Raw genomic sequence first — 18,007 nt, forward strand, 5'->3', positions numbered from 1 at the left:
GCCATCATCAGGTCTCCTAACTGACCTTCGCCAGTGTATCAAAACATTCCTTCTGGTGGAAACTCGACTCCGTTGCCGTAATCCGAACTAGACATCCCAGTAAAAAGAAAAATGCAATAGTATTGGGCAGGTGTCGAAATTCTACCTTGTTGAAGATCACCGTAGCGGTTATGCTATTGGTTGAGACAATTATAAACTTGCCCAACTAAATAGGACATACCGACGAAGTGACGGTTTGAGATTTGCTGGAGATGTAGGCTTCACTCCAGAACGTCTCCTAAAATAAATATCCGGCACTTGTCATTTTTTTGACTTCGCCCGGAAAACGCTATAGATGAACATTATATTGAAAGCGAAAAACGTTGGTGGAAGAACAGTCCAACCGAAGGGGATAACTGCGAATAGTTGTAGTCCGCCCCACAGAACTGCAAAAGATAAAACTAAAACCGCACCTGACTTTATAAAAGAGAATCCCATTACAAAATCCTTTACAAGATCTTCATCATCATCGAACCTGGACCCAAGATTAGTACTCTCTCCAGATCTTTCTACCTCTTTCAACCTTGCTAAGCAGGATTCTTCATTTACGATGCTACCAGACCATAACAACGACCACGGCTTGTCAAGATCCAACGCATCCGCTCTGGTGAAGGGGATTTTCCGCGTTGAATTCATAAAGATGTGCCGTGGTATGATATACGACTTCTTCAAGTTTCCGTTTGAAGCAATATGCGCCCGCAGTTCCTCTACTGTGCCCGAGAACAATCGGTCTCCTAATGTCAAATATTTGAGAATTTTCCAAAACCATGTGAATACCCCTACCACCATTAATGCATTGACCCATAGAGTTCCTACTGCAGCAGCCACAGAAGTCGGTCGTAAAGCCGCAATCTCACCAAATATGGCTTGTGGTGAACCCAGACCCAAAATGTTCGCTGCCATATAGCCAAAATAGACAAGCCAAGAAATAAGAGTCAGCTCTCCTTCTTCTCCTATAGTTTCAAAACGCGTCGTATAGGGCGCGGCAATTAGGTACATAGACATTGGCAATAGAAAGAACGAAATAAATGCTGTTATTTTTCCCATCATATCCTCGGTTTCCGGTTCTCGATTTGCCCAGCGAAAAATCTGTAAATAGAGCAACCAGACAGTAAAGACCATCGACAGGCATCCCACGAAGGCAACAAAAATTGGAGAATGATTAAGAAGCGACCCGATGCCCCAAACGGTTGAGAATGGTACACCCACGCCAAAACCACAAAGCACACATATTATCAAAGGGAAATCCAGCAAAACGGACCGGATCGTTAGGCCGACCGACCGACGATTCCCCTTACGGTAAATATTTAGTTGTAGACGACCGAACTCCGAAGTCGGTTCGTCAATAAAAATATGAAGCAAAAACCCTATTGGTGCGAAAGTCTTAGGATTGTAAAGTCGCCACTCCACTTTTCTGTCCGCAGGCACCCGCTGAAGCCCGCTTTGCGATGAAGCACCAAAGTCCTCTGTATCTTGAGAGCTAACGTCGTTTAATGCGTCCCTACCCACTGTATTGTCATTTTGATTTGAGATCATTATGATTTACAGTTTAACAGGCTTGGCCTTATTGGCTGGAAATGTTACTAAAACCCTGAATTTCTATAAGCTTAATAATTTTGAACAGTCAAACAGCGACCAATTCTGCGTTGAAACCGAGATTTTACCGTCTACAATCGGGATGTATTATTTTTTTAGTTATATATATTTAAATATTTACCTTGCCATATTGCTTTTCTTTACATTGTCATCTTTTCTACATCCTCCTGACAAGATAAGTTATTTTATTAATTCATGGAAATAGTTATGAATAATTATATTCTAATTCCGTGAGTTCTTCTTCATTCAAGTGCATTACTTTCTCTATAATGGCATGTTTTCTGACATTCATTTTTTCCATCACTGTTAGTATTTCAGTATTTCCAAATATAACGTTTATAAAAGAATACTGGTTTTTCTGACTATTCCTGTTAATGGTATTCCACCCCATTTTTTAATCCAGCCCCTGGTCTTTTTGCAGTGTCAATAAGTCTATCAATTTCACAGGCTTTAAGTGCCAATTTCGCCTGGCTGAAAACGGCCTTAACATTCCAAAGCTGATCAATCCTTTTCCGAGACAGGCATTCACCGGATCGAATTTCAATTACTTTTTTTGTAATGTCCTTCTTAATATTATCCGGAGAAGCGGTCAGTATTTCGCCCAAAACCCGGTAAACTCCTTCTTTGGACAAGCTGCAGTTTTGATCAAGACACAGTTTGTTGATCAGTTCATTTAAGATCCCTGGTTCGCCCAATAAAAAATCAAGGGCCAGCAGTTTTTCGGTTTTATCCAGTCTATTTTCTAACGCTTCGATTTGGGTATAATCTCTTTTTGCACGCATATTTTCATAAAATTGGAGTGCAGCCTCCCTGTCAAGAAAATCCAGGGTTTCAAATTCGCGGAAATTGGCCAATTTCTCAGTAGGATCCACATACTTTAGAAAAATGCTGGTCTCCCGAATGTTCTTAAGGGTATTGCCAATCAGGTTATAAATAATCCCCGCCGTAATCCCTGAAAAAATAAGGGCCATGGGTACTTTTAATGTAACGTCAATCGTCAAAACCGAAACCGCTAGCAAAAGGCTAAGAAAAGTAAGGATAATGGGATAAATTAAGGACAGGTAAATAAACCATTTTCTCCGCCGGATGAAATGGGCAAAATCTTCAAAGTGGTGTCGGTTACTGGAAAAAGTATGCCAACCGTACCGGTAAGCCAGCATCCTTTCTTCTTCAGAACTCCCGTCAAAAAGCAGCAGGTACTCCCGGAGTTTGTACAGCCAAAGGGGCCTTTTTGGATCGAACTTTTTCATGGTTCAAGGTTTGATTTTTCACACTGGGGCTCCCCAGGCTTTCTGCATCTCGTTTCTCTTTCTTTCTTCCGTCACCTTCACATACCGTTGAAAACTTTTGTAATCGGCATGGCCGGTAATCTTCATTACGGTCTCTGCAGGGATTCCCTTTTCAAGAGATAAGGTAGCAAAGGTTTTTCTTCCGGTGTGGGCACTGATAACTTCGTGCTTTTTGTAGATGGTGGATTGCTTGGTGGCACCCTTGTACCGGATTATCTCAATGGGATCATCGATTCCCGCCAGTTTGCAGAGCTCCTTGACGTATTTGTTGAACTTCTGATTGGAGATCATCGGAATGGGACTGGCCAGGTCCATGTATTTTTCCAGAATGGTTTTGGAATACTGGTTCAAAGGGACAATGGCAGGTTCCTTGGTTTTTCGGATGGTCAACCGGATTTCCATTTCCTTGATATGTTCTCTCTTTAATTGTTGGAGATCTGAAAACCTGAAACCTGTCACACAACTAAAACAGAAAACATCACGCACCTGGTCCAAACGCTTGTTGGAGCTAAGGTTAAAATTAAAAAGCAGGTCTAATTCATCTTGGGTCAAGGCGATTACTTCCAGCTTGTCTTTCTTGATGGAAAAGTCTTTATAGCCATCGTTGACCTTGATCCCCTGCCGTTTGGCATAGCCAAGGAAAGTTTTAAGGGTACTCAATTGCTTGGCGATGGTAATGTTATTCAAGGTTTTTACCTTGCCGGTAGTCTCATGTACCTCTTCCCAGCCAATCAAATGGTTTTGAAAGGCCTGCATAAAGTTGTAATCGATTTTATCGAAACGGATTTTTGTCCTGCTCTTGGCCTGAAAATTCTTTAAATGTTTTTTGAGAGATTTATAGACCACCAGACTACCCTTGACCCGGGTGAGTTCGTGCTCCTGAATGTAGCGGTCTACAAAATCATAAATGAGATTGGAGGGGTCTTCCTTTTTGGTGAGTTGCTTTTTTGAATCTTTTATTCTTTCCACCAGCATTTCTACACTGTAGGCTATGCCCCTGGACCTATAACCTTCTTCCAACTTTCGAACTTTATTTTTCAAATCAATAAGGTCATCCTGGTACTGGATTAGGGTATGCTTGTTTGGGAGCTTGTCTCCATATTTTTTTTGGAGTTGGATTTTAAGCTTTGTGGTTAGGTTTAAAATTTGCTGACGCTCCCCGGACCAAAGTTCAGGTATCAAATTAATTCCTGTACCGAATTTACCCTTACCTGCATCGCCTGGGGCATGCCCGGTTTCGTTAGTTTACATTTTAAAAAAAGGGAGCCACTTAGGGGCTGATTTATTTTAGTTATTGTGCTGTCCATTCGCTTTGTTTCCTTCTGTATTGCATACTTTAACCCCCCACCGAAAAACAAGTTAATTGCTTTTGGTATAAACGGTTCGAATAATAGGGAGAGGAAGAAATCCTTTCAAATCCAACGTTGCAGGGAAGCCTCGAATCTACAAAATCCAACAGCATCGGAAAAAAATATTTAATCGCTTGATTAAAAGTGATTTAACCTGCCATTTTCAACTAAAAAACTTTTATTTTATTAAAAACATCACTAACTTTTGGTGCTATTTTTCTTGTTAAAGCTATGAAATTGAGCATTTCGAAGAGGTAAAAAGGGAGTAAGGCCCGATAGGTAGAGGTGAGTACGCGGGATTCTCCCGAATCAGGTTAGGGACAGGCTATCCCAAGCCTTCGATGCAGGACTCGTTTTTACCACTCTAAAATATAAAGACTAATGAAATTTTTATTCTCCCTCGAAATGACACGGAATACCTTGATAAGCCTTAGGTACTGCATGGGTGCGATGGCCCTGCTCCTTACCACTACCTGCGGAAGTCCCCCGGCCGGTTGTCCCGATTGCTCCGACGATTTACAGCTCACATCCATCTTACCGGACGATTTTCCCTTCAGAACGCTTGAAGTGAAATGGAATGCGCTGAATGGAACCCCTGCCATTGACGACCCTTCGCTGCTTTGCGAGGATAACTTTGAAGAAGTATTACTGAACCGACACCTGCGCGCAGGACTAGGTAACTGGACACAGTGTAAGATCCTGCTGGGGACCGTTTTCGGCTCGACCGCTAACTACGGTTTGTTCGATGATCCCGATCTATCCGTTGGGGCACCGGGTGATATCGTTCGCACCCGTTATGCAGACCTTTTCTTTCCGGTTGACGGTACCCAAAGCCGATTGGCTTCCCTTGTGGACGAAGGGAGTGAACGCTTTGCGGCCACTGATAAATCCGTTGACCTATACAAAACGATGGTGTTCAACCAGCTTTCCGAAGAGGGCCAGCTAAAGGTGCTTATCGGAACGAATGGCCTCTTTAACGAACGCATGAACGAATACTGGGTGCTACCGGATGTAGATAACAATGAGAATACGGGATTGGACAGCCGTCAAATCGTAGAAGGAAGTGATCAGGAAGGCGTGGATATGGCGGTAAAGGTGGAGGTTAGCGAAAATGGCACCCGTAGCAATACTACCCTGTATAAAGCCGAGGAAAGAGAATTCCAACAGCAACCTACTTCACGGGAATTGTTGAAAACAGAGCTCTTCACCAGTGAGGTGTACATTTCTTCGCCTGAGGAATGTACCAGCAGCCCGGTTTTTCAGGAAATAGAGCTCAATTTTTCGAGGGAAGCTTTAGTAAGATATAGTCATGCAGGGGAAGTTGATCTTTCATTTTCCAATGGCCTGAAGTTACAGGCCATCTCAGTAGGAACTGCAGCAGACGGTGGAAAAGTGATGGATAAATGCCCCGAGCGGCCGATGGCTGTTCTTCGGTAATAGTCATCAAGGGAAGTTTCGTTTCTTAAGCATCTCAGGAATTAGCCCGGCGGATCGAAATGAATTCAAGCGCTGTATGCTTGGAAATCATTTCTTATGCAACTTCGGGGCCACAAATATTACAGGAAATCCCAAGTTGGGCCGTCGGCTGGCGTTTTGTACACCACCTGGGCGAGATCCATGCCAATATGATTCTGCTAACCATTTGTCGCTCATTTGCCTCAACTGCTCAGAAAATAGAGCCCTGGCAGCATCTACTTTAGTTACAATACTATTCCAGTTGAATGACCCTCGATTAGTCTAAAGCTAAGGCGACCGATAGTTTGACACCTACATTTAGTGGTACTATTCCAAAACAAAATGGAAGTCCTTTAAAAATTCTTCATTATATATGTTTTTATACTCCTTCTTGAAGTTTTCAAATACCTTTTTGGCTAAAGAATGCTTTCCAAGGTATACCAATGCTTTACATTTCAACATCATGGCTTCTTCATTTACCATATCAAAATAAAAAATATAGTTGGCTATTTCAATCATAAATTCAGGGTCCTTTGAAATGTCCGTGGCGTTGGCAAAATGGATATAGATGTCAATAACCTCATTACTTATTTCCGACTTGAACGAATCCAGCCATTCGTATTCTAGGTTGGAGAGAAAACTTCCCCGCTGGACAAGGAACACAAGCTCCTGAATACTTTTCTTTTGCTGTAGATTTTTCTCCTGAACAATTTGGCGGTATTGTAGGTAATCCACGCTAATTTTGGAAGGATCCAAATTTACTTTCCAGTATCCGGTCTCTTTAGAAATCTGGCATCCTTTCACGTTGGAAAGTATGGCTTTAAGTTTTGCGATGTTAACCGACCGGTTATTTCGTGCACTTTCTGCCGATTTATCGTTCCAAAGCAATTCTTTAAGCTTTTCCGAGCTAATACCCCTCTCCCACCGGATCGTAAAAAGTAGGATAACAAGGAATAACTCCCGAATTAGGGGAGTAAAGTTTTTTGTTATATCATCACCATCATTATCGAAGATCTGAAACACCCCAAACAGGTAAATTAAATTTTTCTGATTTGCTGGCACTGATTCTTTTAGACCTGTTATGGGAGCAGGGAAAATAGACTCGATAGACGGCTCCCGGACAGGCCTAAATTTCTTTCTACTGAGGTAATATAGCAATCCGGCCACCACGATGATTCCAGCTACAGCGAGTAAAACGTAAAGCAGCTCATAACGCCATAAAGATTTCGCTTCCTGAATGAGCGGAAGTGGAGGATTAGCAATGGAATAAATGGCAACCTCCGTTTGATCCTCCGTGTCGTGAAACAAGGTGACCACAAAATATTTGTCCAGCTTAGGGGAATAAAATAGGTCAACAAAAGAATTGATGTCATAAAATTTATAGGGAATTTTATTTCCCAGCAAGGTATAATCAGCCGAATCCAGGGAGCCTTTTATTAATTGTAAATTTGAATTAAACAGGTGTTTGGAGAAAATCAGGCCGTAATACGTTCGCGCCTGTTCATGGACAATAAGGGAATTCGCAAAAACAAATTCTTCGTCCTTAATCTTCAATTCGGTAACTTTTGCAAATGATTTGTCCTTTGAATTAAAGTACAATAAGTCATAAAGGTTTGTAGGGTTGTGAACCTGCTGTCCCGTTTCGGTACCGTATCCACCCAACAGATAGGCACCGCCATCAACTTGACCCAATGCGAAAAGGTACCGGGGCACGAATGGATCGGCAGGAGGAATAATTGAATCCCAGGTGGACGTAGGAAGGTGATATCTTCGCACCTTATTTTTGTAGGTAAAATGACCATACCCACCAAGCATGTAAATGGAGCTATCCCGTTCGGAATAGAATTTATTAAATTGCCAATTATCAGTAATGCGTTGGGGAGGATTGAAATTTTTGTCCCACGTCCGGGCTTCTTTATTAAATGTAGCTACTATCTGTTGATCCAGGTAAATCGTATAAAGTTCTCCGGTTTGCTGATTAATTAACGATTGGTTTCCGCGTAAAAGGTGCTGCCTCCCCGATTCATAGGGAACATGCGTCATTTGGTTATTGGCACAACTAAACGTAATCAACGAGTCCAGCCCCACAAAATGAATCTGTTCCTCCTTTTCATCAAAAGCGACACTGATTGGACCTTCCGTGGAAAAGGTTTTGAGCAACTTCCAACTCATTCGCATTTCCTTTACCCACAATGGGTGCGCTACATGTCCATCCTGATTGGCAATATTTTCCGATGCCGTCTGTCCGGAAAAGTCGTCTAAAAGCCACTCATACGTAAGCTCTTGTCCTTGATGGATGAGGATATTCCTGATTTTCATCGGAGGCACATCGGTCGTTTTAAACTTCGGGTAATCATTGGACCCAAATAATAGTTTAAAGCAGGAATTTTTCTCAAAGGATATGGCCTGGGTTTTTTTTACTCCCAAAAAGGAATAAGTCACTTCCTGATTTTCTAAATCAAAATGAAAGGTAAAAGTATTCCACCGTTGAAAAATTCCAGTTTTCTCCAATTCGAAGGAATGGGGTGCAGAAATACCCCGGTTAATAACTACAAAATGATCCTCTATTGGGGAGTTAAGGTTACTAATTAAATCGAAATTTTGATTCTTTTCGTTAATGATCCGAAAGATGTACCCAAAATACTCCAACTGATCAGGTCGGAAAGAGATGTCAAAGGATAACTGAAAACTTTGATCAAAACAGAGCTTGTTTCCCGGGCTCAGGTCCAGTCCTGTGCGTAAGTCCTGAACGGTCTCCCTGCTCGCAAATGATAACCCATAATACTGGCCTGAAACGGAAACGGAAGAACCAAAAAGCAGTAAAGTTAGTAAAAGATATTTCAGAAGGCAGGATTTCATTTGGTAGATCAATTGGGTTCCAGAACGCTCCGTTCTGAGACCTGTCCTAATATTTATTTATACCTTAATTATTTTTAACGACAATATGGCACCATTCTTCTCATTTTATTACTGTTTTTTAAGTTAATAACTGTGCGGAGTTATACCCGGTACGATCCCCAAGAAAAGGTCAAGGTTAACGAACAACACATCATTCGAAACCGGCCGAATGGCTAGGGGATGGTTAACCCTACCACTTTGGCCTAAGTTAATAAAAATTCCAATGCCTGATGATTTAATATTTAGGTTCGATCTCACAATAGTAGACCTCCTGAAAATGGATTGTCTAAAAGATTTTTCGATTTTTTTACCCAATGAATAAAAAAACCTTCGCCATAATGCGCTCATTAATATTCCGTTAATCTTTTTTTAACCTACCTTTTTATCATTGTAAAGAGTTTCAACGCTCGCCTTCCCTTTCGGACTTTTTTGATGTTCTACCGGGCAAAAATTAATTGTATAAACCTAAAATTCCTTTCAAATGAAACTACCAAACCAAAAACTCCTTTCAAACCGGAGAAATGTTTTAAAAATGCTGGCAATGGGTTCAACCGCCGGGCTATTTGGCCTTTTAGATGGTAAAGAAGCCAGCGCTTCTACCCTTGAACATGAAAAACCGGCCTATCAAAAAGGAGCAGCTCCGGTCACCATTACCAGGGTTAGGGCTATCACAACCGCTCCTGGTGGAGCTAATCTGGTCATTGTTAAAGTGGAAACCTCGGAGCCTGGATTGTATGGCCTGGGCTGTGCCACCTTTACGCAGCGGGCGGCAGTGGTCGTTCCGGCAATTGATATCTACCTAAATGAATTTTGTTCCGGAAGAGACGTCGATAATATCGAAGACATTTGGATGTCGGCATATGTAAGTTCCTATTGGAGAAATGGCCCGGTATTAAATAATGCCCTGTCCGGATTGGATCAGGCGCTTTGGGATATAAAAGGCAAACGCGCCAAAATGCCCGTCTATCAACTGTTGGGTGGGAGAAGCAGAATAAACGTGGATACTTATATACATGCCAGTGGCAAAACGGTTGAGGAAATTTCAGATGAAGTTCAAAAATTCATGGATCAGGGATGGAGACACGTCCGCATACAGCAAGGTGGATACGGGGGTACCGGCACCTTTGGGCAGGTGGTTCCTGACTTTAAAGCGGCAGGATATGCCCGGCAAACTGACGGATATTCCGACCAGGGGGAATACCTGCGACGGGTCCCTAAAATGTTTGACCATGTGCGTAAGACTTGTGGGGAAAAGGTTGAACTTTTGCACGACATGCATGAGCAGGTAGAGCCCATCCAGGCCATTAACATGATTAAGGAATTAGAGGAATACCGGCCTTTTTTTATTGAAGACCCCTTCTCCCCTGAAAATATGGGATGGTTTAAGCAACTTAGGGCCACCACCAGCGTGCCCTTGGCCATGGGAGAATTGTTCAACAACATCAACGAATTCAGGGAACCAATGGTCAATCAACTCTTTGATTTCATACGGTGTCACATTTCGCAGATCGGCGGCATAACCCCGGCAATGAAAGTAGCCCGTTTAGGAGAGTGGTTCAATGTGCGAACCGCCTGGCACGGGCCAGGAGATACCTCACCGGTTGGTCATCAGGCAAACAACCACATCAATCTGGCGGTATATAATTTTGGCATTCAGGAGGGGCAGTTTTTCAATGAACGGGTCCAGGAAGTATTTCCAGGCACGCCCTTGATGGAAAATGGTTATTTTAAGGTAACCGAACAACACGGACTCGGCATAGACATTAATGAAAAAGAAGCGGCAAAATACCCAATCAGGCACAATGGAATGGGCACCCTACGCAAAGGCGACGGGACCATCATTAAGCCTTAATCCGGGATCCTTATATTTCATTTTTATGCCCTGTGCCGTCGAAAGGAAGGTGGCATAGGCCTAATTCGTTTAACCGATTCTATCCATGAAAAACAGAATAGTTTTAATTTCCGGCATCCTGCTTATTGTAAGCTGTATTCTTTATTTTTGGCATGACCAACCTGTCCTGTTGGTTACGGGGCAAGATTGGCCCACATATGGGGGTAATAAGCAAGGCAACCGATACTCGCCACTAGACCAGATTAATACCCAAAACGTCCACCGGTTGGAAATCGCCTGGATGTACAACGCTGCCCTCACCAAGGAGGGGGCGATCCAGTGCCAACCTATCGTCGTCAATGGGATATTGTACGGGACGACACCGGAATTGAATCTATTTGCCTTACACGCTGATACGGGAGAGGAAATCTGGAAATTCCTTCCAGAAGAAAAAGACCGCCCTCACCAAAGCAGAGGGGTAATGTATTGGGAGAATGGGGATGATCAGCGTATCCTGTACACCGTAGGATCGGGGCTGTATGCCGTGAATGCGCAAACAGGAAAAGCCATTGAAGATTTCGGCACCAAGGGCAGAGCCGACCTTAGTGAAGGACTGCAAACTAATTTGGACCATGATGTCAGCAAATTGTCTGTCAATGCGACCAGTCCCGGAGTGATTTATCAAAATACCTTGGTAATCGGGTCCGCCACTTCAGAAGGTGGAAATGCCGCACCGGGTCATATCAGAGCTTTCGATATCTTAAGCGGCGAATTGGCATGGGTGTTTCACACTGTTCCGCAACCCGGTGAATTTGGCTACGACACTTGGCCAAAGGATGCCTACAAGAAAATCGGAGCGGCAAACAGCTGGAGCGGAATGACCTTGGATGAAAAACGGGGCCTCGTGTTTTTTGGAACGGGCTCTCCTGCCTCTGATTTCTATGGAGCAGACCGCAAAGGAGCCAATCTTTTTGCCAATTGCATCCTGGCATTGGATGCCCTGACAGGAGAAATGAAATGGTATTACCAAACCATCCAACACGACTTATGGGACCGCGATCATGCCTGCCCTCCCAATCTGACTACCGTAACCCAAAATGGCGAAACCGTCGATGTGGTAGTGCAGGCGACGAAAGATGGGTTGATTTATGTACTGGACCGAGAAACCGGCACTTCCTTGTTTCCGGTGGAAGAGCGACCGGTACCGACGAAAGGACTCCCTGGGGAGCACCCCTATCCCACTCAAAAATATCCCCTCAAACCCGACCCCTTAACGCGACAGATCGTGACGGAAGAGGACCTTACCGACCGTTCTACCGAAGCACATGCCTTTACAAAAGAGCGATTTCTTCAGCTTAAGACGGACAATAAATTTACTCCCCCCAGTACAGAAGGAACCTTGCTTTTTGGCTACAGCGGTGGAGCGCAATGGGGAGGGAATGCCATCGATCCAAAAGGAGTACTCTATCAAAATGCGAATGAGGAACCCTGGGAGTTGGTGATGGCAGCACGCAAAGATATCGTCGCAAACGCCACCGAAGGTCAAGCAATATCTCAGGGAAATACGCTATATTTAACCCATTGTGCATCCTGCCATGGAAAGGATCGCAAGGGAAGTGGACCGGAGTTGCCCACCCTGATGGGCATAAACGAGCGAATGGCGAAGGAAGAAATGGAAAACCTGCTTGAAAAAGGAGGAAGTAGGATGCCCTCCTTCCAATTTCTCTCCAGGGATGAACGTGAAAGTATCCTGGGATTCATTACCCGTGGTGAAAAAGATACTATTTCCGTCAAATCCGACGCCATTACAAAACATGCGGGTCAACTTAAATCCGATTCCGGATTTCCATATGTTCCCGCCTATATCAGTGACCCCTGGCGTAGGTTTACAGATCAGGATGGCTACCCGGGAATAAAACCACCCTGGGGAACCTTGAATGCGATTGACCTGAATACCGGAGAATACCTTTGGCGTGTTCCGTTAGGCGAATATCCTGAACTCGCAGAAGAAGGTATTCCTACCACTGGCACCACCTCCTATGGCGGGCCAATTGTGACTGCCGGAGGATTGGTTTTCATCGCCGGAACGGAGGATGAGAAAATCAGGGCTTTTGATAGAAATTCCGGTAAAACTCTTTGGGAATTCCAGCTTCCTGCCGGGGGATTTGCCACACCCATTACCTACGAGGTTGACGGAAAACAGTATATCGTAATAGCGGCTGGAGGGGGGAGAGGTCAGAAAATGGGAGGCAGCTATATCGCTTTTGCATTAAAGTAAATAAAACAGTAGATCCAATGGGAAATAAAATGAAGCTCAGTTTTGCCATCCTTCTCCTTTCGACTATATGGGTTGGCTTTACGGTTATAAATACTCCTCCGGAAGCTGAAATTTCTAATGGCCTTTTGGATGTTCGACTCTACCTGCCGGATCCGGAAATAGGTTATTATAGGGCCTCACGCTTTGACTGGTCAGGTGTCATCTCAAGTTTGAAATTTGAAGGACATGAATATTTTGGCCAGTGGTTTGAAAAATATGATCCCAAAATAAACGATGCCATCATGGGGCCTGTAGATGAATTCGGTCCTCTGGGCTATGAAGAGGCAGATCCAGGAGAAACCTTTGTGAAAATAGGTGTAGGCGGTCTGCGAAAGGTGGAAGAAAAAGGGTACAGGTTCATGTTTACCTATGACATAACCAACCCCGGAAAATGGACGGTTTCGTCCTTTAAAGACCGGATTGAGTTCACCCATGTCCTCCAGGATGATACCGGCTATGCCTATCGCTATACCAAAACCGTTTCATTGGTAGAAGGAAAACCACAGATGTTGCTCTCCTATCGCCTAAAAAACACCGGTACCAAAACCATCAACACCACCACGTATAACCATCATTTCTTTGTTTTGGATGGGGAACCTACCGGGCCCAATATCCAATTTAGATTCCCTGCAGAGGTCCACATGAATACGAGTGAGGAGGGAAATTCTCGAGGATTTGACACACTGGCTGATATGGAGGCCGGTGTACTCAAGTTTAACCGAAAATTAGACAAAGGTGAGCAAGTATACAGTCCTGGACTGCAGGGGTTTGGCAATAGCCCAAAGGACCATCAGTTTTCGTTGGAAAATACTAAAACCGGTGCTGGGGTGAGGGTAAAGGGCGATAAAGCGTTGGAAAAGATGGTTTTCTGGGCCAATCCATCCGCTTACTGCGCGGAACCCTATATTCGCCTGTCACTACTACCTGGCGAAACCGTTACCTATCAAAACGAATACACCTTTTATACGAGAGACCCTGGCAGAAAGTAAGCGCAAAATCCGCCCGGAAATTATTGCCGGACGGGTTTTTGGACACTAAAATTGCCCTCACCATGAAACCACCGGGTAGCCTGACCGGTTAACCAAAGGTAATAATCTGAATCCAGGCTATCCTCAATGCCCATGAATTTTCCGCTCCCATTAAGCGGTACCTCGCTCTTCCTGAGGCATTTGAAAATCGCCGTGCCTTCATCTACTTCATCAAACATGGCCACATATAAGGATTTTGCACCGGCAGATTTGGCTCCTGCCACCTGCTTCCACAGAAATGCACCTTCCTCCCGTGGGATTTGATCATATAAATCCGGATCTGTTCGTAAATTTCCCCAGGTAAACCCGGGGAAAGCCAAAGGAATATAATCTACCTCATTGGTTTTGCACCATTGGATATCTGCAGATAAAACACCTCCTGACGTGGTGGCGTAACTTTCATTGTTGTACCTGCCTACTGCCCAGGGCATGATTACGTCCACTTTCCTGATCAGCGTATGCAGAGCAGAAGAGGGTTCGGTATCTCTGTTTAGGGTTCTCCAATAATACGGTACTCCAAGCATGATCGCAACCTGATTATCCGGCCCCTTCAGTTGACCCACCAACCGGTCCACATCTTCGGTAGAATAGTTTCTATTATCATTGAATCCAACCCCCCAGATGGTCAGCAATGGTTTGCCATTGTGTCTCACATAAGTGGGATTTTCGTCATTGTCAAATAGTTTGAACATGGTTTTCAACTCATCCCAATCTTGTTTCAGGTAGGCTACGTCTTCTGCCGTGCAACCGCTAAGATCATACATGACGCTAATGGCTCTTCCGTATTTTTTTGCTGCCTTTAATGCGTTGGAAAGCACCTTATTAAAGTGCCGTTTCCCTTTTGGGTTACCCTCTTTGATTTCAACAACAAACCGTTGCATATGGACACCGTCTATACCGTAGTCTCTCATCCATTTAAAATGAAGGTCTACACTCGCTTCGTCATACGGACTATAGAGGTAGGCTGGAGAACCGTCCTGATGCCGAAAAACGGTCTCATAGGTTTGAGGATATTCATCTACTTCAGGCCAAAAATCTATCGTAGAAAACCCTGGTTCAAATTTCCCCGCGCGCTGGTAATGATACCAGCCCCTATCTGAGCCATCGCCTTCTGCAGCAAACCAACCCTGGTATCCGGCCATGACAAGCTGATCCAGTGAGGTGTATAGCAGGCCTGTTTCATCATACACCTTTTCCGGTATTTCTACTGGCTTATCCGGGTCTATTGGTACGGAAGCAGCCTCATTGTCAAGGCAGGCCGACACAAATAGGCCTAAGAAAAAAATACTATTACTTAATATGCTTTTCATATGATTATTATTTGCTTTTCAGGGGTCATAACCTGCCCCTGGATTAATTCGGGAGAATCTTGCATGTCTTGCCCCTCCGACAGCTATCGGGGCATCCCAACCTGTGGCGCTACCGTTAGAAGCGGTTTCATGCTTTTATAACATTATTCGGAATGAGAACAAACAATTCCCACCTATTACGGAGATCAGGTGGGAATTGTCTGATAAAATTAAATAGTAAACCTTACAGCAGGACTATAATTGTATTTTGCTGAGGCAGCGCTACTTAAGGCACCTATCCTGAAATAATATTGATTTCCTTGCAACAAGGTACTGGAATTTGCGTCCAGATCGATACTTAAGGAAAATGTCTCCGATGGATCCGTAACGCGGTTGATATTGCTCTCCACTCTTGACGTTAGCGTCATGGGATTACCCACATTAGGATTAGGGTGTACATATAGCCCAATTCTGGATACGTTTTGGGTAGAGGTCTGTTCGATTCTAAATGTTGCCGTTACGGTAGTGCCCACCTTTTCAATCACCGGGTCAATGATCCTCAGGTAAGGGGTCACCAGAAAATTCAACTCGGTTCTGCCTTTGATCTCCATTGACTCAATCGGCGGAATATCGTGGAAATTCCCTCTCACAGCCCGAACAAGGTATTCTCCTGAAAATATTTGGCTGTTTTGGTAGCTACCGTCTCCTTTACAGACCAGGGTCTGCGTGACGTTCGTCTGATCCTCTACCCATCCCTGTTCGATCAGCTCGATTACGGTCCCATTGATAATATCCTGAGCTAGTGGTTCATTGGTACCTTCATCTATAAAGGTACCATAGAGCTCGGCATTGGGTTGGTCATAATTATCTATTTCACAGGAAGACGCCATTACCACTGCCACAAAATATAGAATATGCTTTATTTGTTTCATCTTGATTCTTTTCAAAATTATACTAGTTATTAACCGTTTGATAATACGGGATTAGCCCGTTGGATTTTGAATCACCCCGCTGGCACCAACCCCTGGAATGCTTAAATAGTAGTCTCTGATCAGGAATGTCCTGGGGTTCATATTGTGCACATTAGCTCTGATAAAAATATACTTGGGAGGACTCACTCTCAGATCCAGTACGGGCTGGAGCGCATGGGATATTTGTGCTTCAAAAATCTCATGCCGTTCTCTTCTTCTGATCAGGTCCCACCACCGCTTATTTTCGAATGCAAGTTCCACGGTTCTTTCCCGCATCACGTTGTCTATTGTTAAGGGTATCTCCGAAGTATGTCCAGCCCTTCGACGAATATCATTTATCGCCTGGGCTGCTCTTGAGGCATCGCCCAGACCACTTTCTGCGACCGCTTCGGCATAATTAAGCAGGATTTCGGCATAGCGGAATTCCACCCAATCCGTGGTACTTTGATTCCATCCTGGCGTAATAGGCTCATCGCTGATAAACTTCCGAAAAGAAAAACCGGTCTTTGTATTGTTGCCGCCAAACCCGTCAAATCCTGAATAGTCATTGGTCGTTGGACCGCCGTAATTATAGTACGTAACACCATCAATTTCCACCGAGCCACCAGTCCGGATCCGGGGCGTTCCATCGGGCAGTATGTAACCCGCCTGAATGACGATTTCCTCTCCTTTCATCGTACTTCCAGGAATGACCACGGTCGCATGCAACCGAGCATCTTTATTTTCAAATGGGGCAGTTGGATCTTCAAAATGAAGGTAATTTTTACTTGCTTCGTAGCCATTGTAATCGTCAATGTCTCCTTCGGCTGTTGTTACGATTGGTGCTTCCTCTCCTGGGCTCGCATACGATTCGTACTTGTCTACCAGATCCAGGGTCGGGTTCATACGACCCGGATGGGGCCAGCCATTGGCTAATTGGGCAGGCGTAAACCAGATGTCATAATTATGGCCTCTTCTATTTCCCGGGATGGTGTGCCCTTTAATAAAAATGGCTTCGTTCAGCGCAATATTTGGGTCTTGGAACATCCGCCTGTAATTTTCAGCCGCTTCTTCCGGAGAAGCGGGTGTAGGCTGAAATAAGGAAAACACTCCTGAATCCATAATTTCAGTGGAAGCCTCAATGCATTCAGCATAATACGCCTCTGCATCACTGGCAGACATACCCACATAACCTAAATCTACTGCATCACCCGATAGCGGCGCTTTGTCCCAGAATTTAGCCAGTGAAGCAGCATGGAGTGCCGCGCGTGATTTTAATGCCAGCGCTACCCATTTGGTAGCGCGTCGCTCCCCATCCCAGGAGTCTGGAAGTTTGGAGATTGCAATGTCAAGTTCAGAAAGAATATAATCATAGGTTTCCTTTTCAGTACTTCGCTGAACCTTAAGGGATTCAGCATCTCCAAGGTATTCCTGGCTTTCCTTAATCAAAGGTAGTCCACCATAGCGAATAGCTATTCCGAAATAGGCAAATGCCCGAACAAAAGCCGCTTCGCCACTGAGTTTTTCTCTTTCTTCTTCGGGAATATCGAGGGTTGGAATGGCATCAATGAGCAAGTTCACATCCCGAATAAGGGAGTATCCAGAAATCCAATAGTTGTTCATATTGTTACCGTTTCCATTCGGTCCGTTGTTTAATCCTCCGGCCTCTGAGTGGACCGCTTCATCCGTCGACTGTGCCCTCGTCTGTCCCCCATTATTAGGACCACCCTGGTTTTGATTAAATCCAGAGTTGAAAAAAAGAAAATCTTCGGTTGGCAGTTGATAATATAAGTTGGCCATGTATAGTTTTACTCCTGCCGGCGATCCGAAAACAGCTTCTACAGGCAATTTGTCCTGCGGTTCCAGATCCAAAACGTCCGTACAACCTGTAGTAACGTATAGGGACGCTGTCAGAAAAGCACTCGTTATAATTTTCGTTAACTTCATCATTTCAAATTTAAAGATT

Annotated in this window: 11 protein-coding genes; 4 read left to right on the plus strand and 7 right to left on the minus strand. The window is 44.2% G+C overall.

The annotated features are described in order from the left end of the window. Nucleotides 1-300 precede the first annotated feature (300 nt). From GJS45_RS15090 to GJS45_RS15100, 3 genes are all read right to left on the minus strand, one after another. Nucleotides 301-1,575, minus strand: coding sequence for a hypothetical protein (locus GJS45_RS15090; protein WP_162342702.1), 1,275 nt, complete (start codon nucleotides 1,573-1,575; stop codon nucleotides 301-303). 431 nt (nucleotides 1,576-2,006) lie between these two features. After that, the gene (locus GJS45_RS15095; RefSeq protein ID WP_162342703.1) at nucleotides 2,007-2,885 is read right to left on the minus strand and encodes a hypothetical protein; all 879 of its coding nucleotides are present in this window, start codon (nucleotides 2,883-2,885) and stop codon (nucleotides 2,007-2,009) included. Nucleotides 2,886-2,903: 18 nt separating this feature from the next. Next, on the minus strand, nucleotides 2,904-3,965 hold the full coding sequence (locus GJS45_RS15100) for a site-specific integrase (protein ID WP_235954784.1): 1,062 nt from the start codon (nucleotides 3,963-3,965) through the stop codon (nucleotides 2,904-2,906). Nucleotides 3,966-4,654: 689 nt separating this feature from the next. Here GJS45_RS15100 and GJS45_RS15105 point away from each other — a divergent pair. Beyond that, a complete protein-coding gene (locus tag GJS45_RS15105; protein ID WP_162342704.1) occupies nucleotides 4,655-5,710 on the plus strand; it encodes a hypothetical protein in 1,056 nt (351 codons plus the stop codon). A gap of 345 nt (nucleotides 5,711-6,055) precedes the next feature. On the opposite strand, the gene GJS45_RS15110 is transcribed toward GJS45_RS15105, so the two are convergent. Beyond that, nucleotides 6,056-8,587 (minus strand): galactose oxidase, encoded by a 2,532-nt coding sequence (locus tag GJS45_RS15110; RefSeq protein WP_162342705.1) that lies wholly within the window; start codon nucleotides 8,585-8,587, stop codon nucleotides 6,056-6,058. 520 nt (nucleotides 8,588-9,107) lie between these two features. Here GJS45_RS15110 and GJS45_RS15115 point away from each other — a divergent pair. From GJS45_RS15115 to GJS45_RS15125, 3 genes are all read left to right on the plus strand, one after another. Continuing rightward, on the plus strand, nucleotides 9,108-10,478 hold the full coding sequence (locus GJS45_RS15115; RefSeq protein ID WP_235954786.1) for an enolase C-terminal domain-like protein: 1,371 nt from the start codon (nucleotides 9,108-9,110) through the stop codon (nucleotides 10,476-10,478). A gap of 85 nt (nucleotides 10,479-10,563) precedes the next feature. Beyond that, the gene (locus GJS45_RS15120) at nucleotides 10,564-12,735 is read left to right on the plus strand and encodes an outer membrane protein assembly factor BamB family protein (protein WP_162342706.1); all 2,172 of its coding nucleotides are present in this window, start codon (nucleotides 10,564-10,566) and stop codon (nucleotides 12,733-12,735) included. Between the two features lie 17 nt (nucleotides 12,736-12,752). Next, the gene (locus GJS45_RS15125; RefSeq protein WP_235954788.1) at nucleotides 12,753-13,763 is read left to right on the plus strand and encodes a hypothetical protein; all 1,011 of its coding nucleotides are present in this window, start codon (nucleotides 12,753-12,755) and stop codon (nucleotides 13,761-13,763) included. A gap of 20 nt (nucleotides 13,764-13,783) precedes the next feature. Here GJS45_RS15125 and GJS45_RS15130 read toward each other — a convergent pair whose 3' ends face one another. The 3 genes from GJS45_RS15130 to GJS45_RS15140 all read right to left on the minus strand — a co-directional run bounded on the left by GJS45_RS15130 (nucleotide 13,784) and on the right by GJS45_RS15140 (nucleotide 17,991). Beyond that, nucleotides 13,784-15,112 carry a glycoside hydrolase family 71/99-like protein gene (locus GJS45_RS15130; RefSeq protein WP_162342707.1) on the minus strand — a complete coding sequence of 443 codons (1,329 nt, stop codon included), beginning with the start codon at nucleotides 15,110-15,112 and terminating at the stop codon, nucleotides 13,784-13,786. Between the two features lie 209 nt (nucleotides 15,113-15,321). Further along, nucleotides 15,322-16,023: a DUF3823 domain-containing protein gene (locus GJS45_RS15135; RefSeq protein WP_162342708.1), complete on the minus strand. Its 702-nt coding sequence runs from the start codon at nucleotides 16,021-16,023 to the stop codon at nucleotides 15,322-15,324. A gap of 51 nt (nucleotides 16,024-16,074) precedes the next feature. Next, nucleotides 16,075-17,991, minus strand: a complete 1,917-nt coding sequence (locus GJS45_RS15140; protein ID WP_235954789.1) for a RagB/SusD family nutrient uptake outer membrane protein — start codon at nucleotides 17,989-17,991, stop codon at nucleotides 16,075-16,077. Nucleotides 17,992-18,007 lie beyond the last annotated feature (16 nt).

The organism is Cyclobacterium salsum, from assembly GCF_010119245.1.
Taxonomy (GTDB): Bacteria; Bacteroidota; Bacteroidia; order Cytophagales; family Cyclobacteriaceae; genus Cyclobacterium; species Cyclobacterium salsum.